Source organism: Azospirillum sp. A29 (genome assembly GCF_042604625.1).
Lineage (GTDB): Bacteria > Pseudomonadota > Alphaproteobacteria > Azospirillales > Azospirillaceae > Azospirillum > Azospirillum palustre.
This window is the reverse complement of the sequence record NZ_CP170463.1, coordinates 486,246-512,444: the sequence shown is the minus strand read 5'-3', so window position 1 is coordinate 512,444 and position 26,199 is coordinate 486,246. Positions and strand designations below refer to the sequence as shown.

27 protein-coding genes are annotated in these 26,199 nt (G+C 69.2%); 14 read left to right on the top strand and 13 right to left on the bottom strand.

Annotated elements, in window-relative coordinates; genetic code table 11:
- Position 1 precedes the first annotated feature (1 nt).
- Genes ABNQ38_RS10850 through hydA form a run of 4 tightly spaced genes read left to right on the top strand, consistent with a single transcriptional unit; the run spans position 2 to position 3,985 of the window.
- Positions 2–700 carry an amino acid ABC transporter ATP-binding protein gene (locus tag ABNQ38_RS10850; protein WP_377807412.1) on the top strand — a complete coding sequence of 233 codons (699 nt, stop codon included), beginning with the start codon at positions 2–4 and terminating at the stop codon, positions 698–700.
- Positions 697–1,224, top strand: a complete 528-nt coding sequence (locus ABNQ38_RS10845) for an ureidoglycolate lyase (protein WP_377806842.1) — start codon at positions 697–699, stop codon at positions 1,222–1,224. Before ABNQ38_RS10850 ends, ABNQ38_RS10845 begins: the two co-directional genes overlap by 4 nt.
- 17 nt (positions 1,225–1,241) lie before the next feature.
- Positions 1,242–2,492, top strand: coding sequence for a cysteine desulfurase-like protein (locus ABNQ38_RS10840; protein ID WP_377806841.1), 1,251 nt, complete (start codon positions 1,242–1,244; stop codon positions 2,490–2,492).
- A gap of 56 nt (positions 2,493–2,548) precedes the next feature.
- On the top strand, positions 2,549–3,985 hold the full coding sequence (gene hydA / locus ABNQ38_RS10835; protein WP_377806840.1) for a dihydropyrimidinase: 1,437 nt from the start codon (positions 2,549–2,551) through the stop codon (positions 3,983–3,985).
- A 13-nt stretch (positions 3,986–3,998) separates the two neighbouring features.
- Here the strand turns inward: hydA and ABNQ38_RS10830 are convergent, their stop codons facing one another.
- The 12 genes from ABNQ38_RS10830 to ABNQ38_RS10775 all read right to left on the bottom strand — a co-directional run bounded on the left by ABNQ38_RS10830 (position 3,999) and on the right by ABNQ38_RS10775 (position 16,077).
- Positions 3,999–5,267 carry a CynX/NimT family MFS transporter gene (locus ABNQ38_RS10830; RefSeq protein ID WP_377806839.1) on the bottom strand — a complete coding sequence of 423 codons (1,269 nt, stop codon included), beginning with the start codon at positions 5,265–5,267 and terminating at the stop codon, positions 3,999–4,001.
- A gap of 152 nt (positions 5,268–5,419) precedes the next feature.
- Positions 5,420–6,121, bottom strand: a complete 702-nt coding sequence (locus ABNQ38_RS10825; protein ID WP_377806838.1) for a (5-formylfuran-3-yl)methyl phosphate synthase — start codon at positions 6,119–6,121, stop codon at positions 5,420–5,422.
- A complete protein-coding gene (locus tag ABNQ38_RS10820; protein ID WP_377806837.1) occupies positions 6,118–6,753 on the bottom strand; it encodes a DUF447 domain-containing protein in 636 nt (211 codons plus the stop codon). Before ABNQ38_RS10820 ends, ABNQ38_RS10825 begins: the two co-directional genes overlap by 4 nt.
- The gene (locus tag ABNQ38_RS10815) at positions 6,750–8,174 is read right to left on the bottom strand and encodes a DUF6513 domain-containing protein (protein ID WP_377806836.1); all 1,425 of its coding nucleotides are present in this window, start codon (positions 8,172–8,174) and stop codon (positions 6,750–6,752) included. Before ABNQ38_RS10815 ends, ABNQ38_RS10820 begins: the two co-directional genes overlap by 4 nt.
- A complete protein-coding gene (locus tag ABNQ38_RS10810; protein ID WP_377806835.1) occupies positions 8,150–8,719 on the bottom strand; it encodes a flavoprotein in 570 nt (189 codons plus the stop codon). Before ABNQ38_RS10810 ends, ABNQ38_RS10815 begins: the two co-directional genes overlap by 25 nt.
- A complete protein-coding gene (locus ABNQ38_RS10805) occupies positions 8,716–9,417 on the bottom strand; it encodes a uridylate kinase (RefSeq protein WP_377806833.1) in 702 nt (233 codons plus the stop codon). Before ABNQ38_RS10805 ends, ABNQ38_RS10810 begins: the two co-directional genes overlap by 4 nt.
- Positions 9,418–9,421: 4 nt before the next feature.
- Positions 9,422–9,919, bottom strand: a complete 498-nt coding sequence (locus tag ABNQ38_RS10800) for a dihydroneopterin aldolase (RefSeq protein WP_109047611.1) — start codon at positions 9,917–9,919, stop codon at positions 9,422–9,424.
- 192 nt (positions 9,920–10,111) lie between these two features.
- The gene (locus tag ABNQ38_RS10795) at positions 10,112–11,131 is read right to left on the bottom strand and encodes a GlxA family transcriptional regulator (RefSeq protein WP_377806832.1); all 1,020 of its coding nucleotides are present in this window, start codon (positions 11,129–11,131) and stop codon (positions 10,112–10,114) included.
- A 366-nt stretch (positions 11,132–11,497) separates the two neighbouring features.
- Positions 11,498–12,307 carry a formylmethanofuran dehydrogenase subunit C gene (locus ABNQ38_RS10790; RefSeq protein ID WP_377806831.1) on the bottom strand — a complete coding sequence of 270 codons (810 nt, stop codon included), beginning with the start codon at positions 12,305–12,307 and terminating at the stop codon, positions 11,498–11,500.
- A complete protein-coding gene (gene fhcD, locus ABNQ38_RS10785; protein WP_377806830.1) occupies positions 12,304–13,209 on the bottom strand; it encodes a formylmethanofuran--tetrahydromethanopterin N-formyltransferase in 906 nt (301 codons plus the stop codon). The genes ABNQ38_RS10790 and fhcD overlap by 4 nt, the downstream gene beginning before the upstream one ends.
- Positions 13,200–14,888 (bottom strand): formylmethanofuran dehydrogenase subunit A, encoded by a 1,689-nt coding sequence (locus ABNQ38_RS10780; protein ID WP_377806829.1) that lies wholly within the window; start codon positions 14,886–14,888, stop codon positions 13,200–13,202. The genes fhcD and ABNQ38_RS10780 overlap by 10 nt, the downstream gene beginning before the upstream one ends.
- Positions 14,881–16,077 (bottom strand): formylmethanofuran dehydrogenase, encoded by a 1,197-nt coding sequence (locus ABNQ38_RS10775; protein ID WP_377806828.1) that lies wholly within the window; start codon positions 16,075–16,077, stop codon positions 14,881–14,883. Before ABNQ38_RS10775 ends, ABNQ38_RS10780 begins: the two co-directional genes overlap by 8 nt.
- 367 nt (positions 16,078–16,444) lie before the next feature.
- Here ABNQ38_RS10775 and ABNQ38_RS10770 point away from each other — a divergent pair, with 367 nt between their 5' ends.
- Genes ABNQ38_RS10770 through fae form a run of 7 tightly spaced genes read left to right on the top strand, consistent with a single transcriptional unit; the run spans position 16,445 to position 22,898 of the window.
- The gene (locus tag ABNQ38_RS10770) at positions 16,445–17,458 is read left to right on the top strand and encodes a beta-ribofuranosylaminobenzene 5'-phosphate synthase family protein (protein WP_377806827.1); all 1,014 of its coding nucleotides are present in this window, start codon (positions 16,445–16,447) and stop codon (positions 17,456–17,458) included.
- 50 nt (positions 17,459–17,508) lie between these two features.
- Entirely contained in the window at positions 17,509–18,411 is a 903-nt protein-coding gene (locus ABNQ38_RS10765; protein ID WP_377806826.1) for an NAD(P)-dependent methylenetetrahydromethanopterin dehydrogenase, read from the top strand.
- Positions 18,408–19,571, top strand: coding sequence for an ATP-grasp domain-containing protein (locus tag ABNQ38_RS10760; RefSeq protein ID WP_377806825.1), 1,164 nt, complete (start codon positions 18,408–18,410; stop codon positions 19,569–19,571). Before ABNQ38_RS10765 ends, ABNQ38_RS10760 begins: the two co-directional genes overlap by 4 nt.
- Positions 19,546–20,511, top strand: coding sequence for a methenyltetrahydromethanopterin cyclohydrolase (gene mch, locus ABNQ38_RS10755; protein WP_377806823.1), 966 nt, complete (start codon positions 19,546–19,548; stop codon positions 20,509–20,511). The genes ABNQ38_RS10760 and mch overlap by 26 nt, the downstream gene beginning before the upstream one ends.
- A 13-nt stretch (positions 20,512–20,524) precedes the next feature.
- A complete protein-coding gene (locus tag ABNQ38_RS10750) occupies positions 20,525–21,442 on the top strand; it encodes a RimK family alpha-L-glutamate ligase (RefSeq protein WP_377806822.1) in 918 nt (305 codons plus the stop codon).
- Positions 21,439–22,515 (top strand): triphosphoribosyl-dephospho-CoA synthase, encoded by a 1,077-nt coding sequence (locus tag ABNQ38_RS10745; RefSeq protein WP_377806821.1) that lies wholly within the window; start codon positions 21,439–21,441, stop codon positions 22,513–22,515. The genes ABNQ38_RS10750 and ABNQ38_RS10745 overlap by 4 nt, the downstream gene beginning before the upstream one ends.
- A complete protein-coding gene (fae, locus tag ABNQ38_RS10740; RefSeq protein WP_244592669.1) occupies positions 22,410–22,898 on the top strand; it encodes a formaldehyde-activating enzyme in 489 nt (162 codons plus the stop codon). The genes ABNQ38_RS10745 and fae overlap by 106 nt, the downstream gene beginning before the upstream one ends.
- Here fae and ABNQ38_RS10735 read toward each other — a convergent pair.
- A complete protein-coding gene (locus ABNQ38_RS10735) occupies positions 22,877–23,620 on the bottom strand; it encodes a HisA/HisF-related TIM barrel protein (RefSeq protein WP_377806820.1) in 744 nt (247 codons plus the stop codon). The two genes, fae and ABNQ38_RS10735, sit on opposite strands and share 22 nt — an antisense overlap.
- Between ABNQ38_RS10735 and ABNQ38_RS10730 the strand changes: the two genes are divergently transcribed.
- The 3 genes from ABNQ38_RS10730 to ABNQ38_RS10720 are packed head-to-tail and all read left to right on the top strand — an operon-like array spanning position 23,619 to position 26,146.
- A complete protein-coding gene (locus ABNQ38_RS10730; RefSeq protein ID WP_377806819.1) occupies positions 23,619–24,611 on the top strand; it encodes an ATP-grasp domain-containing protein in 993 nt (330 codons plus the stop codon). The genes ABNQ38_RS10735 and ABNQ38_RS10730 overlap by 2 nt on opposite strands.
- Positions 24,604–25,653 (top strand): hydantoinase/oxoprolinase family protein, encoded by a 1,050-nt coding sequence (locus tag ABNQ38_RS10725; RefSeq protein WP_377806818.1) that lies wholly within the window; start codon positions 24,604–24,606, stop codon positions 25,651–25,653. Before ABNQ38_RS10730 ends, ABNQ38_RS10725 begins: the two co-directional genes overlap by 8 nt.
- Positions 25,654–25,663: 10 nt before the next feature.
- Positions 25,664–26,146, top strand: coding sequence for a GreA/GreB family elongation factor (locus tag ABNQ38_RS10720; protein WP_377806817.1), 483 nt, complete (start codon positions 25,664–25,666; stop codon positions 26,144–26,146).
- The last annotated feature ends 53 nt before the right edge of the window (positions 26,147–26,199 follow it).

The following is a 26,199-nucleotide window of genomic DNA, read 5'->3' as shown; positions in this document are numbered from 1 at the left end:
GATGTATGGCAGCTTCTGCGCCCTGTCCGGCATCGACCTCGATGTCGCGGAAGGCGAGGTGGTCGTTCTGCTCGGCCCGTCGGGGTCGGGGAAATCGACCCTGATCCGCTGCATTAACCTGTTGGAGACCTACGATTCCGGAACCGTGACGGTCGACAACGTCGCCGTCCGGCCCGGTCCCAATCTTGCTGCGGTCCGCAGCGAGGTTGGGATGGTGTTCCAGAGCTTCAACCTGTTTCCCCACATGACCGTGCTGCGCAATGTCGCGCTGGCGCCGATGCGGGTGCGCAAGCTGGCGCCGAAGGCCGCCGAGGAGCGGGCGATGGAGCTGCTGACCCGTGTCGGCATCGCCGAACAGGCCGGCAAGTTTCCCGGCCAGCTGTCGGGCGGCCAGCAGCAGCGCGTCGCCATCGCCCGCGCGCTGGCGATGGAACCGAAAATCCTGCTGTTCGACGAGCCGACCTCGGCGCTCGACCCCGAGATGGTCGGCGAGGTGCTGGACGTCATGCAGTCGCTGGCCCGCACCGGCGTCACGATGGTGGTGGTCACCCACGAGATGGGCTTTGCCCGCCGCGTGGCCGACCGCGTCATCTTCATGGAGCGCGGCCAGATCGTCGAGGAGGCGAAGCCGGAAGCCTTCTTCTCCGCACCCAGGGAGGAGCGCGCCCGCGCCTTCCTGCAAGCGGTCCTGAACCATTGAGCGCCGCCCGGATCATCCCGGCGGTGCCGCTGACCGGCGACGCCTTCGTCCCGTTCGGCACGGTGCTTTCCGCCGGCATGGGCAGGTCGTCCCTGGTCAATGACGGGCGCGGCATCCGCTACGACGCCGAGCATGGGCTGGGCTTCGCCGGCGAGCCGCTGCCGCCGGTGCTGGCGCTCTACCGCATCATCCCGTCGCAACTGCCCTTTGCCGTGACGGCGATGGAGCAACATCCGCTCAGCAGCCAGACATTCGTTCCCATGACCGGTGGGCGCTTCCTGGTGGTCGCTGCCCTCGCCGACGATAGGGGCGAGCCGGATCCCGGCACCGCCCGCGCCTTCGTCGCCGGTCCCGATCAGGCGATCACCTATGCGGGAGGGGTCTGGCACTGTCCGCTTGTGGCTCTCGACGAGACCGCCGACTTCGCCATGATGATGTGGCGCGCCCCCGATCCCGACGCCGACTGCCGCGTCGTCTCCCTGTCCGTGCCGCTGCTGGTCGCCGACCACGCCGCGGCGATCTGACCGAAGGAACCGAACCCGTGTCGAACGTGACGACCTCCCCGCTCGATCTGTCCTTTGTCCGCGCCCAGTTCCCGGCGCTCGCCGGCGACTGGATCTTCATGGACAATGCCGGGGGTTCCCAGACCCTGACGCGCGTCGCCGACCGCATCCGGGATTATCTGCTGACCAGCAATGTGCAGCTGGGGGCCAGTTACGCCGTGTCGCGGAAGTCCGGCGCGCGGGTCGCCGACGCCCATGCCGACATCGCCGAGCTGATCGGCGCCGCTCGGCCGGACGAGGTGGTCATGGGTGGGAGCACGACGGCCCTGCTCTACACCCTGTCGGCGGCGATGGCCGAACAGATCCGGCCCGGCGACGAGATCGTCGTAACCAACTGCGACCACGAGGCCAACATCGGCCCCTGGCGCAAGCTGGAGGAGAAGGGCGCCGTGATCCGGACCTGGGCTGTCCGCCCCGACAGTCTGGAACTGGCGCTGGACGACCTGGAACAGCTACTGAACGGGCGCACGCGGCTCGTCTGCGTCACCCATGCCTCGAACATCCTCGGCACCATCAACCCGGTGGCCGACATCGCCCGGCTGGTGCACCGGCACGGCGCCAAGCTGCTGGTCGACGCCGTCGCCTATGCGCCGCACCGCGCGGTCGATGTCGCCGGCTGGGATGTCGATTACTATGTCTTCAGCTTCTACAAGGTCTATGGCCCCCATTTCGCCGTTCTCTACGGCAAGCACGAGCTTCTGGCGGCGCTGCCCAGCCTCAACCATTACTTCATCGACCAGACGGTGATCCCCTACAAGCTCCAGCCCGGCAACGTGAATTACGAACTTGCCGTCGGCTGCACCGGCATCGTCGATTACCTTGCCGAACTGGGCGAGCGCTGCGGCGCCACCGGGCCGCGCCGGGCCAAAATTGTGGCAGCCTTCGACGCCATCGCCGCCCATGAGGAGGCGCTTGCCGAACGGCTGCTTGCCTATCTGCGCGGACGCAACGACGTGAAGGTCATCGGCCACGCTGCGGCCGACCGCTCCCTGCGAGTGCCGACCATCAGCTTCGTGGTGGACAGATGCCGGTCCGACGAGGTGGTGAGCGCGGTCGATCAGTCGATGATCGGCATCCGCTTCGGCGATTTCTATGCCAAGCGCCTGGTCGAGACGCTGGGGCTGGCCGCGGTCAACGGCGTGATCCGCGTGTCCCTGGTCCATTACAACACGCTGGACGAGGTCGACCGTCTCATCGACGCCCTCGGCAGTGCTATGCCGCAGCGGTGAGCGCCGGGACGACCCGAGGATGACCGACCGATCACATCTGGAACAGGATCAGGCACATGGCTGAGTTCGATCTGGTGGTGCGCAACGGCACGGTGGTCACGGCCGCCGATGTCAGCCGCTGCGACATTGGCATCAAGGACGGCCGCATCGTGGCGCTGGCCGAACGGCTCGACACGTCCGGACAGGTCCTCGACGCCTCCGGCAGGCTGGTGATGCCGGGCGGCATCGACAGTCACGTTCACATCGCGCAGGACGGCGACGACGGCACGATCATGGCCGACGATTTCCGCAGCGGCACGCTGTCCGCGGCCTTCGGCGGCAACACTACGGTCATTCCCTTCGCTCTCCAGCCCAAGGGCCAGTCGCTGCGCGCGGCGGTACAGACCTATCACGCGCGGGCGGAGGGCCAGTGCCTGATCGACTACTCCTTCCACCTCATCATCTCCGACCCCACCGAGCAGGTGCTGGGGCAGGAGTTGCCGGCGCTGGTGCAGGACGGCTACACCTCGTTCAAGGTCTTCATGACCTATGACGACCTGAAGCTGAACGACCGCGAGCTTCTGGAGGTGTTCGATGTCGCCCGGCGCGAGAAGGCGCTGGTGATGGTCCATGCCGAAGGCTATGACGCCATTAAGTTCCTGACCGAGCGGCTGGAGCGCGCCGGCCGCACCGATCCCTATTACCACGCCGAATCCCGTCCGATCCCGGTGGAGCGGGAGGCGACCCACCGCGCCATCTCCTTCGCCGAGATTGTCGACGTGCCGATCTTGATCGTCCACGTCTCGTCCGCCGACGCCATCGAACAGATCCGCTGGGCGCAGAGCCGCGGCCTGAAGGTCTATGCCGAAACCTGCACCCAGTATCTGACCCTGACGGCCGACGACCTGAAGGGGCTGAACATGGAGGGCGCCAAATACGTTTGCAGCCCGCCGCCGCGCGACAAGGAAAGCCAGGACGCCTGCTGGACCGGCCTGCAATCCGGGCTGTTCTCGGTCTTCTCCTCCGACCATTGCCCCTTCCGCTTCGACAGCCCCGCCGGCAAGAAGAAGCAGGGCGAGCGGACGGCCTTCAAATGGGTCCCCAACGGCATCCCCGGCGTCGAGGTCCGGCTGCCGATTCTGTTCTCCGAAGGGGTGGGGAAGGGGCGGATTTCCTTGCAGGAGTTCGTCGCCCTGACATCCACCAACCATGCCCGGATGTACGGCCTTGCCCCGCGCAAGGGCAGCATCGCCATCGGGGCGGACGCCGACCTCGTGCTGTGGGATCCCGACCGCAAGGTCACCATCACCCAGGATCTGATGCATCACGGGGCCGACTACACGCCCTATGAGGGGATGGAGGTGACGGGCTGGCCCGAAACCGTCCTGCTGCGCGGCACCGTCATCATCGACAAGGGCGTGCAGACCGGCAAGGCGGGCGATGGCCGGTTCCTGCACCGGTCGATCTCACCCTTCGCGGCACCGCGCGGCCGCCGCCCGACGCAGTATGACTGAGCGGAGCGCGCGATCAGAGGCGCAGTTGGCGGGGGCGGCCGGCGAGATAACCGAAGACGCCTGCCGCCACCGCGATCACGACGAAGAGCAGGGCGGAGGCGTGCCAGTCGCCGCTCCAGCCATGCAGCAGCCCGACCAGAAACGGGCCGCCCGACGCCAGGGTGTAGCCGACGCTCTGCGACATGCCCGACAGGTGCGACGCGATGCGGCTGTCGGGTGAGCGCAGCACGATCAGGGTCAGGGCGACGGCGAAGGCCCCGCCCTGGCCGATGCCGAGGATCGCCGCCCACAGCGCGATGGTCCAGAGCGGAGCGTAGAGGCAGCCGACCATGCCGACGAGGCTGCAACCGAGCATCGAGACGGCGGCGAGGCTCTGGCTCGGGGTGCGGGTCGCCAGCATGGGTGCGACCAGCGCCGCCACCACTTGAACCATGACCGAGCCGGAAACGATCAGGCCGGCCGTCGTCGGGTCGAACCCGCGGTCGCGCAGCATCGGCGCCATCCAGCCCAGCACGATGTAGGCCAAAGCCGATTGCAGCCCCATGAACAGGGTGATCTGCCAGGCCAGCCCGTTGTTCCACAGGCCACGGACGGACGCGGTGCCGGGGCCGGCCTCGCTCTGGCGTCCGCGGGTCAGCGGCAGCCAGGCCAGTGCCGCCACCACCGCCGGCACCGCCCAAAAGGCCAGGGCGCCGGTCCATTGCCCCAGGGCGCGCTCCAGCGGCACCGTCGCGCCCGCGGCGGTCGCCGCCCCGGCGCAGAGCGCCATGGTGTAGACCCCCATCATCAGGCTGATCTTGCGGGGGAAATCGCGCTTCACCACGGCGGGCAGAAGCACGCCGATGATGCCGATCCCCGCACCCGCCAGCGTCGCCCCGGCGAACAGCGCGGCGAAGTTGCCGACCCCGCGCAGCGCGACGCCGAACCCCAGGACCAGCAGCGTGAAGAAAATCGTCCGCTCCGTGCCGAAGCGCTGGGCCAGACGCGGTGCGATCACCCCGAACAGGCCGAGGCAAAGCACGGGCGAGGTCGTCAGCAGTCCGGCCTGCCCCGAACTCAGGCCGGCATCGCGCACCACATCGCCCATCACCGGCGCAAGGCTCGACAGCGCCGGCCGCAGGTTCAGCGCCACGAGCACGAGGGTGACGGCGACCAGCAGCGGATGATGCAGTGCCGGGTTCTCCGCCTGTGAATTTTTCGTCGGATGGGGGGCAGGCCGGGTGGCCGCCGGGCCACCGCTGGGAGACTCGGTGGATCGGCCGGCGGCGCTTTCGATGGTCATGAACAGCCTGGGCGGTTTTGTTGGCGGTGCCAAGCAATCGACCATCGGTTGCCCGCAGGGTCAACCCGCCCACGCTGCAACCCACCCCAGCGACCGTGGGGAGCCGTCGCAAAAGGGATGAATACAGCGAATCCGGGGCAGTCATTTGGGTGTCAGAGGCACTCGCTCAGCGCAACCGCATCGCGCACGCTTCGGACGACCTCGGCAATCCTGTCCGGGTCGATTGCGTCGCGCCGCGCGCCGCCCTGGCAAAGCGCGCCGCGGAAGCCGAGGATCGAGGGCCCTAGCGCAGCCAGAGGACCGATGTCGGCAAGCCTCAGCGACCCCGCCAGCCCGGCCAGCAGTCCGGCCTCGCGCACCTGCCCGATGAAGGCGGCCAGCGCGTCGGCCGACAGATGATCGCGCAGGGTGCGACCGTTCTTCAGGCCGGTGTCCAGCATCACACCGATAAAGCCGGCATCGGCCATGGCGCGGACCAGTTCGGGGGTAGGGGCGGTCAGGTCGGCCAGGATGACGCCGACTAGCGCGGCAACGCCCCGCGCCTCGGCGGCTGCGGCGATGCAGGCAAGCGGATCGCCCCCGTCGGTAATTCCTATCTTCACGATGTCGACACCCGTGGCCGCCGTCCGGAAAACCGCCGCCGCCATAAGCGCCGGGTCCATGGCCAAATCGCCGATGGTGGCGCTGACCGGCCTGCGTCCATCCACCGTTCGCAGACAGGCCTCGATGATGTTGGCCGGCAGCGCACCCAGGGCGCCGTCGTCCGGGTTCTTCAGATCGATCAGGTCGGCTCCGGCCGTCACGGCGATCCCGGCTTCCACGGGATTGGTCACGCTGGCGAGCATGCGGATCATGAGTGCACCTGTTGTTTTGCCATATCGTCCGCAGCGGGGCTGGCGGCGTCTCCGGCGGCAGGCGGTTCCGCCGCGCGACTGTCGGACCGGAAGGCCGCCACGCGGTCGGTCAGCCAGCCCCAGGCCTCCCGTTCGCGGTCTCCGGCGGTCTTCTCGACGGCGATGGCAAGGTAGGCCATTTCCCGTTCCACCTTCTCCCACGGCAGCAGGTGCAGCCGGCTGCACAGGATCGCCGCTTCGATCACGGCGGCGGCGGCACGGTTGTGGCCTTCGAAGGGCCGATGCGCCTCCCGATGGACGGTCCGGCAATGGAAGCGCGGGCGCACCGGGTCGGCCTCGATCCGGACCACCTCCACCTCCCAGTGGGCGAGGCTGTCGGCCAGTCGCACGCCGGCGATGGTGGTTGCCGGGACCAGCGGCCAGTTCCGCCGCCCGGTCAGGCACCCGGCGAACAGGCGCGCATCGTCGGTGAAATTGATTACGGCCCGGCCGGTGGCTTCCAGCGCGTTGAGCGTGACGGAGGGACGGAAGGGGGCGATCACCAGATCGTCCGCGGTCCGCGTCACCCCGAAGGGGGCGATGTGCGGGGTCCCGTCGGCGCCCAGCGTGGTGACGATGGTTTCGAGGATCATGATGCCTTTCCGCAGGCCCGCCGCCGCTCCTGCAAGGTCGTGCCCGCCGCCTTGAAGCCGTGGGGGTCGCTGCCTGCATCCGTTTCCGAGGCCTTCTCCACCGTGCAGCCCCAGGCGAGGTCCTCGTCCTGGACGTAGCGTTTGCCGAGTTGCCAGGCGAGGAAGGCCTTCTGCAACTCCACCCCCATGTAGAAGGCGTGTCCGCCATCCTCCGCCAGCCCGAGCAGGGGATAGAGCTTGTAGGGATCGGTCGCCACATGGTGGCCGTCGCGGTTGTAGACATGGACCCCGTCCTCCGCCACCTCGACCCGGAAGGAAGGGTCGCGGATGTTGCGGGCGGTTTCCGCGATCTCGGCCGGCGTGCCGGCGTAGGGGCGGCGGTCGCGCAGGGCCATCAGCCCGTCGTCGATGCCCTTCGGCAGGCTGCCGCTTTCCGCGGCGGCATGCATGATCCGCCGCGCCCGGTCGGCCTCGCGCACCGCCGTGCGGGCATGCGGGCTGACCTGAAGGGTGAGGACAGCGCTGATCGACAGTTCCGACACCATGCCCATCAGCATCGCCGTCGTGCCCGTGGTGTCGGCGTCGGTGAGTTCGGTCAGGTTGCCGATGCCCATCAGCATCCCGATGTCGGGATAGCGGCGGCGCAGGGCGTGATAGCGAACCACCGAGTCCGTAAAGCCGTAATGGATGGGGTCGAGCACCGGGTCGGCCAGGAAACGCCGGCCGGCGGCTTGCAGGCGGTCGACGGCGCGGCACAGCGATTCCAGGTCGCGCGGCTTGGCCGGAACCAGGATCGGGGTGGCGTCCGTCCGGTCCAGCACCCACAGCGTGTCCTCGCTGAGGCTGAGCAGGTAGGAGGCGCCGGCCGCCGCCCCGCGCAGCAGCTCGTCGGGGTCGGCGCTGTCGACGCTGACGCTGTGGCCGGCGGCGACCAGTGCCGCGACCGCGGTCTCCAGCCCCTCGAACCGTTCGCCCGGCTGGCAGCCGAGATCGATGACGTCGGCGCCGTCGCGGCGCAGCCTTGCAGCGGTCTCCAGCAGATTGTCGACGGAACGGCGGGGCGCGTCGACGATCTCGGCGAAGATCGTCACCGCATGGGCGCTCAGGTCGGCCTGTGCCGCCCTCCCGCCGAGATAGGCGGGGATATCGCGCAGTTCCTCCGGCCCGCGTTCGAAGGCGACGCCGAAATGAGCGGACAACGCCGCCAGATCGCAGCGGGTCCGGCCGGGCAGGAGCACGCGCGCGCCGGGAGGCGGAGGCGGCAGGCGGCGCCTGATCAGCTCCTCGGTCATCAGGGCGGCGACGCTGACGCCGATCTGCACCACGTCGAAGCGGAAGGGGGCGGGCGCCATCCCGTCGAGCATCGCCCGCAGGCGCGGCTCCGCCAGCTTTCCGGTCACGAAGACGAGGTGGTCAGACATTCCAGACGCGCCTTCAGCGCCGCTTCGAGTTCGGGAACGGTTTCGACGACCGTGGTCGCCTCGAACCCGCGCAGCCGTTCGACATTCTCCAGATCGATGCGCCGGGGATAGACCGGGACCATGCCGTGCGGCGCCTCCGTCATCATTTCCGGCGCGGTGTCGCAGGCGAAGACGATGCAGGGCACCCGGCATTTGCCGGCCTGGGCAAAGGCGTTGGTCGGCAGCGTGTCGGAAATCCCCTGCACGCATTTGGCAACGGTGTTCGAGGTCGCCGGCCCGACCACCAGTGTGTGGTATTCGCCGAAATAGAACCGCCCGATCTGCGGGGCGCTGGCGGCCCGGTCACGGAACAGGCGGGTGCCGGGAGGGAAGTTGCCGTCGCGGCGGCGGTACATGCGCATGACCTCCTCGGCCGCCTTGCTCAGGAAGACGTCGAGCGGCGCCAGCCGCGCCATCAGGTCGAGCGTCTCCTTGATGTAATGGCCCGACCCGGTCAGCGCCCAGGCCAGCCGCGGCGGTGCCGGCGGAGGAGCGATGCTGTTCATGCCCGCACGCTGGGCAAGGGCTCGACTTCGGGGCAGCGCAGCAGCGCGCAGCCGGGAGTGGCGCGGCCCGCCAGCGCCTCCTCCATCAGCAGGTGGTTGTCGCGGTGGATGCACCAGCTTTCGCCGGCGAAGCGGGCGCGCCAGAGCGGGAATGCCGCATCGACCAGCCCGTCGCGGGCCAGCGACGCCGCATCGGTCGCCGCGCAGGGGCAGGGCCCCGACTTGACCAGCACCAGCGCCGCCGCGTCCAGTTCCACCGCCAGCCATGCCGCGAGGCTGTCGGAGGTGACCTCCCAGCTTTCGGCGATCTCGGGCTGGTCGAGCGCCATGGCCGACGGCAGCCACACCGCCGGCATCCGCGCCCGGATCAGCGACCGCAGCCGCTCGCGCGTCGCCGCTGTATGCAGGGTCGGGCAGATGCCGTGCAGCATCAGCCCGAACTGTTCCATCGCCAGCAGGGCCATGCGGTGGGCGAGCCGGTCGTCGAAGCGCCAGTTGTCCTGGGCGTCGCGCACGGCGTCGGCGAAGGGCCCGCCGCCCGGCACGATGACCACGGGATGGAGATGGCCGGGGCGGGCGATCAGATCCAGCCAGGTTCCCAGCCGATGCCAGTCGGACAGGCTGCCGCCGATCTTGATCACCCAGGGCCGCGCCGCGGGGGCTGGGGATCCGTCCCCAGGCGATGCGTTGGCCGTCATCGGGTCAGATCCGCCGGTCCGCCATCGCCAGCGGGCGGCGCGACGCCGGCAGGGATTGGCCCGGCATCTGGTCGCGCGTCCGCTCCAGCCGGATGCCCGGCACCGCGACGCCATCATAGATGTCCAGCTTCGCCACCGACACGCGGGCCGACTGCACCTGTTCGTGGGCAAGGCACATGCGGGCGATCTTTTCCGCCAGCATCTCGACAAGGTTGGTGTGCTCGTCCATCAGGATCCGCTTCAGCCCGGACAGCAGATCGTCGTAGGACAGCACGTCGCCGATGTCGTCGGAGAACTGGGCGCCGTCCTGGCGCACCTGCAACAGCAGGTCGATGCGCACCCGCTGGGGCGCGTCGCGCTCATAATCGAAGACGCCGATCCGGCAGGGCAGGACGACGTTTTCCAGGAACAGCTCGTAAAGACCGGCAGGGATGGTGGACGGGCCGGAGCCGGCGGCGGTCAGGCCACGCGCGCATTGGGCGGAAAGAATCGCGTCTAGCATCGGTGCCGTCCTCCTGGCTGTTGTCCGGCGGGGCCGAGCGTGGATCTGGTGTCGGGCGGGCCGCATTTATACCTTACCGACATCCGGAGGGCGGCATCTGTTCGAAAGCGACAGCAATCTGGCGATTTCCGCCGCCCCATGCCTGTTTCCCCCGATCCGGTGCCGCTTGACCTTCCCCCCTTCGCTGTGGCGTCAGGTCAGGCCGGCGAACTCATGCGCCGCGGCAAGCGGACTGTGCCGCTGGCTCTGACGGTCGCTGCGCGGTGCGATGCCGAAATGATCGCGATAGCATTTGCTGAAATGGGTGGCCGAAATGAAGCCGCAGCTGATCGACACCTCCATCACCGACATGCGGGTCTGGCACAGCAGCTGCCGCGCCCGCTTCATCCGGAGGCCGAGATAGTATTTGGCCGGCGAGCAGTTCATGTATTTGCGGAACAGCCGTTCCAGATTGCGGCGGGATTGACCGAGTTCCGCCGCGAGTGTCAGCAGATCCAGCGGTTCCTCGATGTTGGCCTGCATCACCGCCACCGCGGCGTGGAGATCCTCGTGGTCCAGCACCGGATTGGCTTGCAGCTCTTCTTGCTGGCGGATGCTGCCGGCGCGGATCTTGGTGTGCAGAAGCTGCTCGGCGATGTCCATCGCCAGCTTCTCGCCATGGCGGGCGGCGATCAGGTGCAGCATCATGTCGGTGGCGGCTGTACCGCCCGCACAGGTGAAGCGGTTGCGGTCGATGGTGAACAGCTCCCCCGTCGCTTCGATCTCCGGGAAGGTTTCGGCGAAGCCGGCCATGTTCTCCCAGTGGATGGTGCAGCGGTAGCCGTTCAGCAGGCCGGCCCGGGCCAGGATGTGGCTGGCCGTGCACAGGGCGCCGAAGGCGATCCCCTGGGCGGCCGAACGACGCATCCACGAGAACATCGCCCGATCCTCGTACCAATGACCGCCGACGCCGCTGCACACCATCACGGTGGACAGCGGCGGGCAGTCGGCGATGGCGTGGTCGACGCAGATGCCGATGCCGTTGCTGGCCCGCTGAACGCCGCCGGTCGGGGAGAGCAGCACCCAGCGATACAACTCCTTTCCGCTGATGTGGTTGGCGAGGCGGAGAGGCTCAACCGCCGCAGTGAACGCGATCATGGAGAAATCGGGAACCAGGAGAAAACCGATGGTATCGGCCTGGGAAACGCCGGATTGCTGCTCGTTGCACTTCATTGTCCCGTGCCCCTCTTCCGCTTTCCTGTTCGTATCGTGGGTCGCGAATGGTCGGCGAACACGCTGTTTACCCGCGGCCTTGTTTGCAGTGGCGGCCGCGTTCGGATGGGCGGGGGATCGATCCCTTTGCGCACCATCAAGTTTTTATGACAAGCAGCCTACGCAGGTCGGGGGCCTGCGACATTGAACAAAGCGGACATAATCCTTGAAGGAGAGCGACGTTGACCGAGTCGGGATTGTTTTTCATGCAAATCATCCAGAGATGCGAACAATAGCACCATCCGGTGTAGCAACCACGCTCTCTCTATGAGGTAGCCCCTCTTGGCGTGAAGGGCCGCTGTCCGCTGCCCCTCTGGCAGCAAGCCTTCACAGGCAGGCCAGCAGCTCGCCGCGTCCGCCGAATCCGCGGTCGCCCAGCCAGCGCCGCGCCCGCCCGGTCAGTCCCCGGCAGGCGGGTGGCGCTTCGTTAAGCCCCGACAGGTGATTGTCCAAAAGCGACAGGAAGGGCAGCTGGTTGAGGCCGCAATCGGCAAAGCCCGGCAGCGGATCGATCTCGCCGCGGAACAGGATGGTGCCGTTGCGCATGCCATGGCCGGTGAAAGCCCCCGGCCTGCCACCGATCACCAAGCTGCCGGCAGTCATGTGCAGGGCGCCGTAGGCGCCGGCATCGCCGCCGACGGCGATCAGCCCGCGGCGCATGCGCTCGCCGGCGCGGTCGCCGCATGCGCCATGGACCAGGATCCGCCCGCCGGTCATGCCGGCCCGCTCGCCGGGGAGGGCACCGCCCAGCTCGCTGCCGGCGTCGCCCCGGACGATCAGCTCGCCGCCGCGCATGGATGCACCCGCCGCCAGCCCTGCCGACCCCTCCACCAGCAGGGAGCCGCCGCTCATGCCGGTGCCGGCGCGGTGGCCGACCGGTCCGGCAACCCGGATGGTCCCGCCGGTCATCCCCGCCCCGACGAAGTCGAGCCGCCCGTCACCTTCCAGTTCGACAATATCGCCTGGGCTGCCCGACAGGTCGAACAGGTCGCCCACCGCGACATGGCCCCGGCCGAGCCGTAGCGGCAACGCGGCGATCTCCGGCAATGACAATTCCGCCAGCCGGTGCGGCAGCAGGGGGGAGGCGTCGATGCGGCCGGTCAGCGGGCCTTTCAGACGGAAGCTCAGCACGCTCATGGCAGCAGCTCGTGAAGGTGGAAATGGTGGCGGCCCAGCTTGCCGCCGTAATTGCCGGCGGTGACGCCCCAGATGCCGGAACCGCGCCCGCGTTCGATCAGGCATTTCAGCCCGGCCGTGGTGGCCGCCGCGACGTCGGCGGCGGTCAGCCCGTCGATGACGATCTCCAGCACCGATTCGACCTCGGCCGGCAGGCGGGAGCGGGGCAGGCCGCGCAGGGTCGGGCAATAGGCATCGTTGGTGGAGGCCGGCATGCCCTTGTACTTCGCCCCGACCTTGGAGCCGGAACGGACGACCCCGCCGGGGAAGGGCAGCACAACATTGGGCACAGCGCGCATGGCGTCCGCCGCCGCTTCCGCCGCCTCCAGCGCCGCCATCCGCGCATCGGCGAGGATCAGCAGATTGCCGCCGCCGACCGCCGGGACGCTCCAGTTCGATTCCTCGCACAGGAACTCGCCGTCCATCACCGGGATGCGCCAGTAGCGCCGGTCGCCCAGCAGCTTCGACATCTGCTGGCCGTCGCCGAAATAGCGAAGCTTTCGGCCCAGCGGGATCAGATCCTCCTTCGCTCCGCGCGGCACGCCGGCGAAGCAGGCGGTGCCGGGGCAGGTCAGGATGCACTGGCCGACGCGGGTCTCCACCTGCTTTCCCAGCACGCTGCGCCCGGTGGCGAAGAACAGCAGGGCGACGCCGGGGCGCCCGTCGGGGGTTTCCTCCGGCGCCAACTCCCGCTCGATCCCGGCCTCGCAGCCGCAGGCGATGACCGATGTGGCGAAGCCGGTCGCTGCCATGCCGGCATGGCGCGCCCAGGCCGGCGTGTCGGCGGTCACGATCAGCCGGGTCGCCTTCATGTCGAAGGCCTCGGCATAGCTGTTCTCGATGTGGATGCCGTTCAGAAGCATGGGTCGGACGCCGTCAGGGTCGGGACGATGGACAGGCCGCCGCGGCCATGATCGAGGATCTCGCCGTCCGCGATGCGGAAGTTGCCGAGCCGCACGGTCTGGTGATCCTCGAACCATGGCCGCAGCCGCCGTTCGATGGCGGGGTCGAATTCCGGCCGGACGACGATGGTGTCCCCCCAGCCCGTTGCCGTCAGCCGGCCATTGCGCGCCACCTGACGGCCGTTCTTGAACACCCAGGCAGGTGCGGCGAACATCGCCTCGCGGTCGGGCAGATCGTCATAGACCACCACATCGGCGACGGCACCGGGGCGCAGGTGGCCGCGGTCGCGCAGCCCCAGCACGCGGGCGGGACCGGCGCGGGTCATGATGGCGATCTCGTCGAGCGTGTATTCGCGTTCGATGGAGCCGAGCCGGCTGTGCGCCGCGACATCGGGGTTGATCCGCGCCAGCTGCTCGTTGCGGAAGCTGCGGTCCATCAGCAGGCGGATCAGGTGCGGATAGCTGGTGAAGGGGCCGCCGTTCGGATGGTCCGTGGTCAGATAGACCCGCCAGGGATCCTCGATCAGCAGGAACAGCTCCAGCCCGATGGCCCATTGCAGGGCGTTGACGAAGGCCTTGTCACGGTAGCGGAACGGCACCAGCCCGCAGCCGCCGTCGCATTCGATGTCGGTGCACACCCATTTGCGCGGGCTGGCGAGGCCGCTGTTGCGGAACTGCGACATGATGTCGGCCGATGCGGTGATGGTCTGGCCGAAGATGATCTGGCCGATATCGACCGAGATGTTCGGGTTGCGGTTCACCGACTCCGCGATTTCGGCGGCGGCCGAGGAGAAGCGGCGGTCGCCCTCCGTCCCATAGCTGTGGAATTGCAGGTGGGTCAGGTGAGCGGGCAGCCCGTCCAGCGCGGCGATGGTGTCACGCGTCACCGCTTCGTTGCCGGGGATGCCCAGGTTGTTGCAGTGGATGTGCAGTGGATGCGGCACCCCCAGGTCGGACAGGGCGGTCGCCAGCGTGGTCAGGATGCGGCGGGGCGTGATGCCGTAATGGGGATGCGCCTCGTCCAGATCCAGGCGGCGCTGGTTGAACTTGAAGGCGCTGATGCCTCCGGGATTCACCACCTTGACGCCGACCGCCTGGGTGGCGTGCAGGATCCAGGCGACATAGTCGTTGACCTCCGACTGCGTCGCTCCGGCGGCCAGCCGCTCCAGCAGGAAATCGTCGTTGCCGAGGACGGCGTAGCAGCCCTTGTCGATGATCGGGATGTCGGCCAGCTCCAGATGGGTGTGACGCGCGTTGGACGGCAGCATGGCCGGCTCGAAGGCGGCCGTGTAGCCCATCTCGGCATAGCGGTAGCCGGTGACGAAGCTGGACGGGGTGAACAGGCCGCTGCCGGAACGGCGCAGCCCGTCGGGGCCGCTGGCGTGCTCGCGATGCTCCTCCGGAAGAAGCAGGCGGGCGAGGTTCACCTTGCCGCCGCCGACGTGGCTGTGGATGTCGATGGCGCCGGCCATGACGATGCGGCCGTCGAGGTCGATCACCTCACCGATGCGGGCGTCCTCCGGGGGTGCCGCCGCGATGCGGCCGTCCTTCAGGTACAGGTCACGCAACCCGCCGCCGTCGGTGCTCGCGGTTGGATCGCAGACGCGACCGCCGCGCAGCAGGGTGTAGGCGTCAGACATGCGCTGTCTCCCGAAGCGGGACGGGGAGTGGGGAGGCGGGCAGGCGGTCGAGCAGGGCGCTCAGCACCGATGCGGCCGACGGCAGCGTCATGGCGGTCGTTCGCAAGCGGCGCAGAGGCAGGGCGGCAACGCCGTCGCCGCGGTGGATGCTGCCGGAATGGTCGAGGCCGGGGATGGCGACCGGGATCAGCACCTCCGGGTCGCGGGGCAGCGGCTGTCCGGGGCGGGCCAGCACGACCATCGGGGTACGGGTGTCTGGCAGTTCTGCGCCGTTCAAGGCCGAGAGCCAGACCAGCGCATCGACCTCGCCCCCGGCCAACAGGCTTTTCAGCCGGTAGCGCAGCGGATCGTGTTCCGGTGGGCCGGCCCCCAGGCGGGAGCGCAGCGGCACGCCAAACTGCCAGGCGCACACGTAGTTGGCGCCGAGCGCATTGCCCTTGCCGCCCAGGGGCAAGCCGGCACAGCGGGTCGAGGCGTTGGCGGTCACCACCAGCCGATTGAAAGCCTCGATGGCGACATCGCCGGCCGTCGGGGCCAGCGTGGCGGCGATCCAGCCGACGACGCCGAAGCGCGCCTCGCGCAACGCCGCGGCGACACGGGCGAGGTCCTCCATTGCGATGCCCCCGACGTGGTCACCGCGGGGTGTTTCGCCGGCCAGCAACTGCGACACGGCGGCGGCGATGGCAGGGGCGTGCGTCAGGTTGGCGGTCAGGCGTTCGAACCCGTCCGGTGCCGGGCCATCGCCGGGACCGATCAGGAAGCCGCGCACCGCGCCGGCATTGCGGAACAAGGCCGTCGGCGGACGAACGATGCGGTCGAACAGGCGGGGGGCATGGCGCTCGAACTCGGTTCCGAACAGGACGAACAGGTCGGCACGGTTGCGAATTTCGCCGAAGGTGGCGGTCATGGCGCCAGTCACCTGGAGCGCGCGCAGGCCGTGGAACAGGCTGTCGGACGCGGCGTGGTCCACCACCGCACCCAGCCGCTCCGCCAGCGCCAGGGCCGCGGAGACTCCTTCGGTGTCGGCGGCGAGCCCCCCGATGGCTGGCGAGGCCGCATCGCGCAGCAAGGCCGCAGCGGCGTCCAGCGCTTCGTCGAGCGGAACGGCGCGGCCTTTGATAAAGCAGTGGGCCGGCAAGGCCGGAAGGGCGAACAAGGTGCGTGCCCGTGCGCAGCCTTTGGCGGTCACCCTGAGCTGTCCTGTGCCGTCGCGTGCGATTGCAAGGTCGTCGCAGGCCATTGCGCAGAATGGGCAAACGACATCGCTCATGGGCGGTGGGAGGTTGCTCCCGCCGAGTCCATAGTCCATATCCTAAACCCCGCGCATGATGTCGAGTGAGGAGGGTCGTCTTAAATAATAATAGGCATGAAATGTCAGTTCATATTCTTTGCAGAAATGAATAAATTGGATTCGATGTTTAAAGATTTTTGGAATATAATCTGTTTTCTATTGTTGTTCTCATTGATTTTATCGCCGTCAATTTTATTATGTGCGAAAGGCGGCTGGTCGCCTTGGCTTTTGCGACAGGTAGGCCATGATTTGCGGCGAACAGCGCATGACGGTCGACACGGTGCGGGTGGAGGTGCCCGCCCGGCTGCATCTTGGGTTCCTCGATATGGAAGGCGGGCTGGGCCGGCGCTTCGGCAGCCTGGGCCTGACGCTGGACGGGCTGGGAACGGAACTGATGCTGATCCGGGGAGAGCCGGGAAACGATGCCCCCGTCGGTCCGGTCTGCCGGGCGACGGGGTATCTCGACCGGCTGTGCGGTGTGCTGGGCTTGGAAAACCGCTTTTCCCTGAGGCTGGGCCGGACCATCCCGTCCCATTCCGGGCTTGGGTCGGGCACCCAGTTGGCGTTGGCCGTCGGGGCTGCCCTGTCGGCGATGACCGGCCGGCCGCTGCCGCCGCGCCGGGTCGCCAGCCTGCTCGACCGCGGCGCGCGGTCGGGCATCGGCGTCGGTGCCTTCGAGCAGGGCGGCGTCATTCTGGACGGCGGCAAGGGCGCGCTCGACGAGCCGCCGCCGGTGATCAGCCGCATGGCCCTGCCTGAGACGTGGCGCATGCTGCTGGTGTTCGATGACGCGAACCGGGGCCTGTCCGGCACGGCAGAGACGGTTGCCTTCCGCGATCTGCCGCCCTTCCCGGCGGACAAGGCGGCCTATCTGTGTCGGCTGGCGCTGATGGTCGGATTGCCGGCGCTGGCGGAAGGGGATGCGATGCGGTTCGGCGCCGCCGTGACCGAACTCCAGAGCGTGGTCGGCGATCATTTTGCCCCGGCCCAGGGTGGGCGCTTCAGCAGCCCGGACGTGGCCGAGGTTCTGCGCTGGCTACCGTCGGCCGGCGCCACGGGGGTTGGGCAGAGTTCCTGGGGGCCGACCGGCTTTGCCATCTTCGGCGATGCGGCATCGGCGGAGCGGGCGGCGGAGGGCGCGCAGGCGCGCTGGCGGACGCGGCCCAACCTGCGCTTCGTCGTCTGCCGGGGGCGGAATCACGGTGCGGTCGTGGAAACTTTCTCTGATCGAAGCGCAGTCGCTGCCGGATATGAAACAGTCGCAAAAAAGACAGCGTGAGCATCTAAGGTAAAGGACAGTGACATGAAGCGAACCGAGGACTTCGTTTCATGGAAAAACCCTATATCATGCACGCCATTACTCCGGTAAAGGCAGTCAGTCCATTCGACGTCAACATGGCATGCGATGCCGGCTATGGTATCATCGTGCCTTACACCAATGTCGAGACTGGCGAGGTGGCGGGTCTTGTCCAGGACATGATCTTTTCCCGCGCTCCGGGCGACGCCAAGCGGACCGGTCTGTTCATCGCCGGCCGCGATATCCTGACGGCGCTTGACATGCTGGAGGCGGCGCGCCGGGCCATGGTCCCGCCGTTCGAAATCTCGGTCTTCGCCGATCCGTCCGGCGCCTATACCACCGCCGCGGCGATGATCGCGAAGGTCGAGGCTCAGCTTGAGAAGGTTGGGTTGGCGTTGGCCGGATCGCGGGTCGCGGTGTTTGGCGGCAAGGGACCGGTTGGCGGTGTCGCTGCTGTGCTGGCCGCGCGTGCCGGTGCGTCCGTTCAACTGGTCGGCCATGACGGTGCGGCGTCCGTCACCGAGCGGGCGGCCTCCTACCGTCAGCGGTTCGGCGTGACGCTGGGCGCGGTGGATGGCTCGACCGACGCCCACAAGGTCGCCATCCTGGCGGAAACCGATGTGGTGCTGGCGGTCGCTCGCGCCGGCGTCCAGGTGCTGAGCCGTGCACAGATCGCCGCTGCCCCATCGGTGCGGGTGGTGGCCGACGTCAATGCCGTGCCGCCGGCCGGCGTGGAGGGAGTGGACGCCTTCAGCGATGGCGTGGCCATCGACGGGACGGACGCCGTCGGCATCGGCGCGCTCGCCATCGGCAACGTGAAGTTCAAGACCCAGCACGGCCTGTTCAAGGTGATGCGCGAGGCGGCGAAGCCGGTCTATTTGGCCTTTGACGATGCATTTGTCCTGGCCCGCGCCCAATGCCGGAAAGCGGCGTGATTCTGGTGGCCGCCCTGTCGGGCCGGGCAATCGCCCAGGCGGTGGCGCGCACCGGGGCCGCCGTGGCGACGCTGGACCAGTTCGGCGACGCCGACCTGCCGCTGCCCGCCCGTTGCGTGGCCGGCTATCCCGTCACCGGCTTCGACCGTGAGGCGCTGATCGCTGCCGCCCGGACACTGGCTCCGCCGGGCAGCGGTCTGGTCGTCGGATCGGGATTCGAGCAGGCACCCGATTTGCTGGCCGCCCTGATGCAGGCCGCTCCTTATCGGCTGCTCGGCAACGGGCCGGAAGTGGTGCGGGCGGTCAAGGACCCGGTGGGGTTTGCCGTGCGGCTGGCGACGCTGGGCCTGGAAGAGTTGGACATCGAGCATCCGGAAACGCGGGTGGCGATGCCAGACGATGAGGTTCCCGGGGACTGGCTGGTCAAGCGGGTTGGTGCGGCCGGGGGCTGGCACATCGCTCCCTGGGCCGGAGGTCCGCTGCCGGACGGTCATTATCTGCAACGGCGGGCGGCGGGACGGTCAACCTCCGTCGCCTTCATCGCCGACCGCACCGGCCGGTGCGAAACGGTGGCGATCAGCCGGCAATGGGCCGATCCGGCGCCCGACGCGCCCTTCCGCTATGGCGGGGCGGTGCTTCCGGCGGCGGTGCCGACCTCATTGGCCGACCGGCTTGCTGAAGCGGCGCGTCGCATCGCCGCCGCCTTCGGGCTGGTCGGGCTGAACAGCCTGGACCTGCTGGTCGACGGCAAGTCGGTGACGGTGCTGGAGGTCAATCCGCGTCCGGGGGCCACGCTCGACCTGCTCGAACGCCACCGGCAGGGCGGGGTGATGCGCGCCCATCTCGACGCCGCCGCCGGACGCGACTGGACGTTGGGGGAGGCGCGTCCGGGCGTCATTGCCGGGGCGGTGGCCTATGCCGCCTCCGCTTTGACGGTGCCGGCGGATTTCCCCTGGCCCCCCTGGTGCGCCGACCTGCCTCGGGCCGGCAGCGCGGTGAGGGTCGGACTGCCGCTGTGCAGCGTCACCGCCTGGGGCGGCGATGAGGAGGAGGCGCGGCGCCGCCTGTCCTGCCGGATCGAACGCATCGTCGCGGACTGCACGCGGCGGGCCTGTATTGTGGAGAGAACCGCCGATGTCGTCCCTTCCCTTCAGTGTTAACCGGCTTGCCGCACCCCTGGTCCATACCCTGGTGGCGGACGCCGCCATGCTGCGGATCGGGGTGGAGCAGCACCCCGCCGGCTGCACCGTGATCGATGCCGGCATCGACCGGCCCGGCAGCCTGGAGGCCGGGCGCCGCATCGCCGAGATTTGCCTGGGCGGCGCCGGCAGCGTGCGCATCGGCTTGGACTCTCCCTTCGCCCATTGGCCCGCGCAGGTGACGGTGACGGCCGCCGATCCGGTCCTGGCCTGCCTCGGCAGCCAATATGCCGGCTGGAGCCTGTCGGGCGAGAAATTCTCGGCCTTGGGATCGGGACCGGGGCGCGCCCTGGCGGTGAAGGAGCCGTTGTTCGCCGAACTCGGCTACCGCGACATGGCTGATCGCGCCGTGCTGGTGCTGGAGACGGACAAGCGGCCGCCGGCATCGGTGGTGGAGAAGGTGGCGCGCGACTGCGGCGTGCCGGCGGAGCGCGTGACCCTGATCCTGACGCCGACCCGCAGCCCGGCCGGCATCGTCCAGATCGTCGCCCGCGTGTTGGAGGTCGGGCTGCACAAGCTGCACGCCTTGCATTTTCCGTTGGAGCGGGTGCGCGACGGCGTCGGCTGCGCGCCTTTGCCGCCGCCGGGACGCGATTTCGTCCAGGCGATGGGCCGGACCAACGACGCTATCCTGTTCGGCGGCACCGTCCATCTGCTGGTCGACGGTCCGGACGACGACGCGGCCGATCTGGCGGCACGCCTGCCCAGCTCGGCCTCCGCCGACTATGGCCGGCCCTTCGCCGATCTGTTCGCGGCGAGCGGCTTCGACTTCTTCAAGATCGACCCGATGCTGTTCAGCCCGGCCCGCGTCATCGTCACCGCCTTCGAGAGCGGACGGAGCTTCAGCGCCGGGGCGCTGGCCCCGTCGCTGCTCGACCGCTCCTTCGGCATCGCCGGGTAGGGGAGGCCGGGGCATGGGGCGGACCCGCATCGCCATCTTCGTGGACGGCGCCGACTGGCACACCCGGCGGCTGACCGCCGCCTTCGCCCGCCGTGGTGCCAAGGCTGTCCCGGTATCGCTCAGCGCCTGCGGCTTCGGTCCGGAGGGGCCGGAGATTCCGGGTTTCGATGGCGGGCTGCCCGACGCCTGTCTGGTCCGCACCATCTCCGCCGGCAGTTTCGAGCAGGTGACGCTGCGGCTTGGCGTGCTGCATGCGCTTGCCCATGGCGGGATACCGGTTGTCAACGCCCCCGTGTCCATCGAACGCTGCGTCGACAAGAGCGCCACCGCCTTCCGGCTGGCCGCCGCGAAGGTGCCGACCCCGCGCACCTGGAGTGTCGCCGATCCGGTCCAGGCCTCCGCCATCCTGGCCGCCCTCCATGCCGAGGGGCGGTCCGCGGTGCTGAAGCCGCTGTTCGGGTCGCAGGGCAAGGGGCTGCGCCGGCTCGATCCCGGCATGGCTTTGCCCGGCCCGGAGGAGATCGCCGGCGTCTATCACCTGCAGGAATATGTCGGTGCGGCCGATGGCGGCTGGTTCGACTGGCGGGTCTTCGTGGTGGATGGGCGTCCTCTGGCCGCCATGGTCCGCCAGGGCGATCACTGGATCACCAACGTCAAGCAGGGCGCGCGCTGCCATCCGGCCAGTCCGGGCGGCGTGCTGGGCGATCTAGCGGTGGCCGCGGCTGCCTCAGTCGGTGCCGACTATGCCGGAGTGGACGTGATCCGTGCGCCCGACGGCCGGTTCCTGGTGCTGGAGGTCAACAGCATGCCGGCATGGCGCGGCCTGCAGGCGGTGACGCCGGTGGACGTGGCGCAGGCGCTGGCCGATCTGGTCCTGGCCCGTCTGGCATCGGCCTCGCCGGTATCGGCGGACGCGCGGAGGGCCGGATGAGCGCCCTGCTGCCGACCCCGCTCTACGATTGCCGGGCCTTGGTGGAGGAGGCGGTGTTCACCGCTTGCCGGCTGGAACTGATGGCGCTGAAGCCCGGCAACGTCCACATCCATGCCGAAGGCCATGGGATGAGCGTGACGCAGTTCCTGGACAGCGCTGCGGCCATCGCCCCGATCCTCGCCACACCGGGCCGCCGGGTGGGGGAGACGATCCTACGCGCGGTCGCGGCGACACGGGAAGTCGCCGGCTGCAACACCAATCTCGGCATCGTCCTGCTGCTGGCGCCGCTCGCCGCCGCGGCGCTTTGCCGCGATAAGGGCGAGCCGTTGCGGCTTCGGCTGGCGCGGGTGCTCGATGGGCTGAGCGTCGCCGATGCCGCCGACGCCTTCGCGGCCATCCGGGTGGCGCTGCCCGCCGGGCTGGGGGAGGCCCGGCAGCATGACGTCGCCGATGCCCCCCGTGTCGACCTGCGGGCCGCGATGGCTGCGGCAGCCGACCGCGACCTGATCGCCCGGCAGTACGTCACCGCCTTCGCCGATGTCTTCACCTTCGGCGTTGCGCGCGGACGCTCGGCCCTGCATCGCGGCGCCAGTCCGGCTGAGGCGGCGAGCGCCATTCACCTGGGCTTCATGGCCCTGCACCCGGATACCCACATCGCCCGCAAGCATGGTGCGGCGGTGGCGGAGCGGGTGCGGGTGCAGGCGTTCCGGCTGGAGCGGCGCCTTTCCACCGGTCCGACGTTCGGCACCCATTCCGGCGCCTCGCGCCGGCTCCTCGCTTTCGACCGCGCGCTGAAGCGCCGCGGCCTCAATCCGGGCACGTCCGCCGATCTGACGGTGGCCTGCCTGTTCGTGCTTCGGCTGGCCGGCGAGCTGCCGGCCGGGCCGTGGCCGCCGGACGACAACCGGCGGAATCTGATCGAACCAACCATCGCAAGGGACGCGCAATGCCTAAGATCGACAAGGTTATGGTCGGCGAAGCTCTGGTGGGCGACGGCAACGAGGTCGCTCACATCGATCTCATCGTCGGTCCGCGCGGCAGTGCCGCCGAGACTGCCTTCTGCCAGACCCTGACCAACCAGAAAGAAGGGGTGAACGGCCTGCTGGCCGTGCTGGCGCCGAACCTGATGGTCAAGCCCTCCACGGTCATGTTCAACAAGGTGACGATCAAGAACGCCAAGCAGGCCGTGCAGATGTTCGGCCCGGCCCAGCGTGCCGTCGCCCTGGCGGTCGCCGAATGCGTCGAGGACGGCACCATTCCGGCGGACGAGGCCGACGACCTGTTCATCTCGGTCGGCGTCTTCATCCATTGGCAGGCGGAGGACGACCGCAAGATCCAGGACTACAACCACGAGGCCACCAAGCTGGCGCTGAAGCGCGCCATCGCCGGCAGCCCGACCGCCAAGGAGATGCTGGACGGCATGGCCGCCGCGGTTCACCCCTTCGCCGCCTCCTGATCGGAAACCGGCTGACCGGAGACGAAGCGGGACAGCGTTCCGGCGTCGAGGCGCCGGTCGTGGAGCGCGCTGGCGACCAGCACGGCATCGGTTCCGTGCCGCGCCAGCGCCTCCAGGTCCGCCGCATCGCGCACCCCGCCGGCCCCCCACACCCGAACCCCCGGGCGTCGGGCCGCCAGCGTGGCGATGCGGTCGAGGTCAGGACCCTCGCCCGAGCCGACCCGGTCCAGCGTCATGGCGATCACCCGAGAGGGCCAGCGGCCGGCGTCCTCGTGCAGCGCCGCCGGTCCCAGCGCTTCGCCCCGCCGGACATCCAACGACAGCGCCACCCGGTCCCCGCCGGTCAGCGCCAGTGCCGCCTCCAGCGTCTTGCCGTCGGTCTGGCTTTCGCTGCCGATCACCAGATGCCGGAGCCCGGCATCGAACCAGCGTTGGCAATCGTCCGCCGTCGCCAGCCCGGCATCGACCCAGAAGGCGACCTCCGGCCAGCGCGCCTGGAGAGCGGCGACGGTGGACCGATGGTCGCCATGGCCGCGGATCGCGTCGAGATCGGCGACATAGCAGGCGCGGAAGGGTTGCAGCGCCAGCAGCGCGGCCACGATATCCTTTGGGGCCGATCCGGCGGTCAGCGCGCTTTCGATGGGGCGGTAGCGGTCGCGCTCCCCCCGCTTGGCATGAACCACCTGCCCGCCCAGCAGGTCGATGACGGGAACGATGTCCATGGAGAACAGCCTTCATCGGATTCTGGTCTGCGAGTATGTCACCGGCGGCGCGCTGTGCAACGGGCCGCTTCCGACCGACCTGATGGCGGAGGCCAACGCGATGGTCGCGGCCCTGGTCGGCGATCTGGTCGCGCTGGATGGACTGCACGTCACGCTGTGCTGGGACAGTCGCCTTGCCGCGCCCTCCTTCCCGGCAGACCGGATCACCCTGTTCCCGGTGGCGCCGGGCGAGAAGCATGAGGCGCGCTGGCGCGCCGCGGCCGCCCTGTGCGACATGGTCTGGCCGATTGCGCCGGAAAGCGACGGGCTGCTGGCGCAACTGACCGCCCTGTTCCGCGACACCGGCCGGCCGGTGGTCGCCTGCGCTCCCGACGCTATCGCTCTGGCGTCGTCGAAGACGGCGACGGCGGCCCGGCTGGCCGCCCACGGCATCGCGACGATTCCCACCGTCCCCTTCGGCGCCCCGCCGCCGCCCGCCGTCCGCCATGTGGTGAAGCCGGACGACGGCGCCGGTTGCCTCGACACCTTCATCGTCGACGACATCGCCAGCTGGACGCCGCCGCACGCCGGCCGCTGGATCGTTCAGCCGCTGATCGAAGGCGAAGCATGCAGCCTGTCCATGCTGGTCGACGACACCGGCGGGGTGAGACTGCTCGGCTGCAACCGCCAGAAGGTGGAGCGCGGGAGCGGCAGCTTCTCCTTCCACGGCGTCGATGTCGGTGCAATGGAACACCGCCGCGCCGCTTGGGAGCCGTTGGCGCGAGCGATTGCCGCCGCGATCCCGGGCCTGCGCGGCTATGTCGCCGTGGACCTCATCGACCGGCCCGATGATCCGGATGGGAATGTCACGTTGGTGGTGGAGGTGAACCCGCGCCTGTCCGTCGGCTATTCCGGGCTGTCGCGGGTGCTGGGCTGGAACCCGGCGGGTGACATCCTGGTTCTGTTCCACACCAGATCGGCCGATGCCGGCCGGGAGGATGCGCATGTTTGACACCCGTGGAACGGCCCCCAATGGAACGGCAGTCATCGGCTGGGACATCGGCGGCGCCCATCTGAAGGCCGCCTGGGCGGAGGGTGGCCGGCTGCATGATGCCGTGCAGGTGCCCTGCCGGCTCTGGCAAGGGCTGGGCGAGCTGGATACGGCGCTGACCGCGGTTCTGGAACGCCTGCCGGCCGGCGCCGACCATGTGGTGACGATGACGGGCGAACTGGTCGACCTGTTCGACGACCGCACCCAGGGCGTGCACACGTTGATCGACCGCATCGCCGCGGCCGTCCCGTCGGGGCGGCTGCGCGTTTATGCCGGGCGGCGTGGGCTGCTGTCGCCGCAGGAGGCACGTGGACAGGTGATGGACGTGGCGTCGGCAAACTGGATGGCGACCGCCGCCGTGGTCGCCAAGCGGCTGCCGGCGGCATTGCTGGTCGACATGGGCAGCACCACCACCGACATCGTGCCGGTGCGCGACGGCAGGGTGGTGGCGCGCGGCGTCACCGATCATGACCGGATGGCGGTGGAGGAATTGCTCTATACCGGGCTGACACGGACGGCGGTGATGGCGATGGAGCGCACCGCCCTGGTCGCTGGCGAGCGGCTGCCGATGATGGCCGAGTATTTCGCCACCAGCGCCGACCTCTACCGCGTGCTGGGCCGGCTGGACGAGGCGGCGGACCAGCATCCCGCCGCCGACAATGGGCAGAAGACGGTCGAGGCCAGCCTGCGCCGTCTGGCGCGCATGGTCGGCCATGATGCCGGCGATTACGATCCGGCGGTCTGGCAGGCGATGGCCGGCGATCTGGTCGAACGTCAGCTGCGCCGCATCCACGATGCCGCCTCGCGGGTGCTGTCCGCGGGTGCGCCGCCGCTGCCAAGCGATGCGCCCGTGGTCGGGGCCGGTGTCGGGCGTGCCGTGGTGAAGCAGGTGGCTGCCCGGCTCGGCCGCCCCTACCTGGATTTCTGCGATGTGGTGGGTGCCCCCGGTCAGGGTTGGGTTGCAAGCTGCGCCCCCGCCGCGGCCATGGCGCTCCTGGGCTGAGGGAACCGGGATGAGCCGCGCCTTCGTCAAGGAAAGCGATGCCGAGACCGAGGGGCTGTTGCCTCAGGTCAACGGGCCGCTGCATGTGTCCGCCGCCACCGTCGCCGCCTGGCAGGAGGACCTTGCCGCCGCCGACGCGGAGGTGGCGCAGCTGCGCGGTTCCGATGCGCCGGAGGACCGGCAGGCGATGAGCAGCGCCAAGCGGCGCGCCGACCTGCTGCGCGCCCGGCTGGCCGCCGCTGTGGTGGTGCGCCCGGCCGGCCCGGCCGAGGAAGCCGGCTTCGGCTCCGTCGTCGTCGCCGAGGATGAGACCGGGCGCCGGTGGACCTTCACGCTTGTGGGCGGGGAGGAGGCCGACCCGGCTGCCGGCCGCATCAGCTGGCAATCCCCGTTGGGGGAGGCGCTGGTCGGTGGACGGGTGGGCGACGTGGTGGACTGGCCGCGCCGGGGCAAAGCCCTATCCCTTACCATCCGTTCGGTCTCGCCGAACTGAGCGGCTACAGAAATTTCGAGGAATTCCTCTGTATAGGCGACGACTTCAGGCCA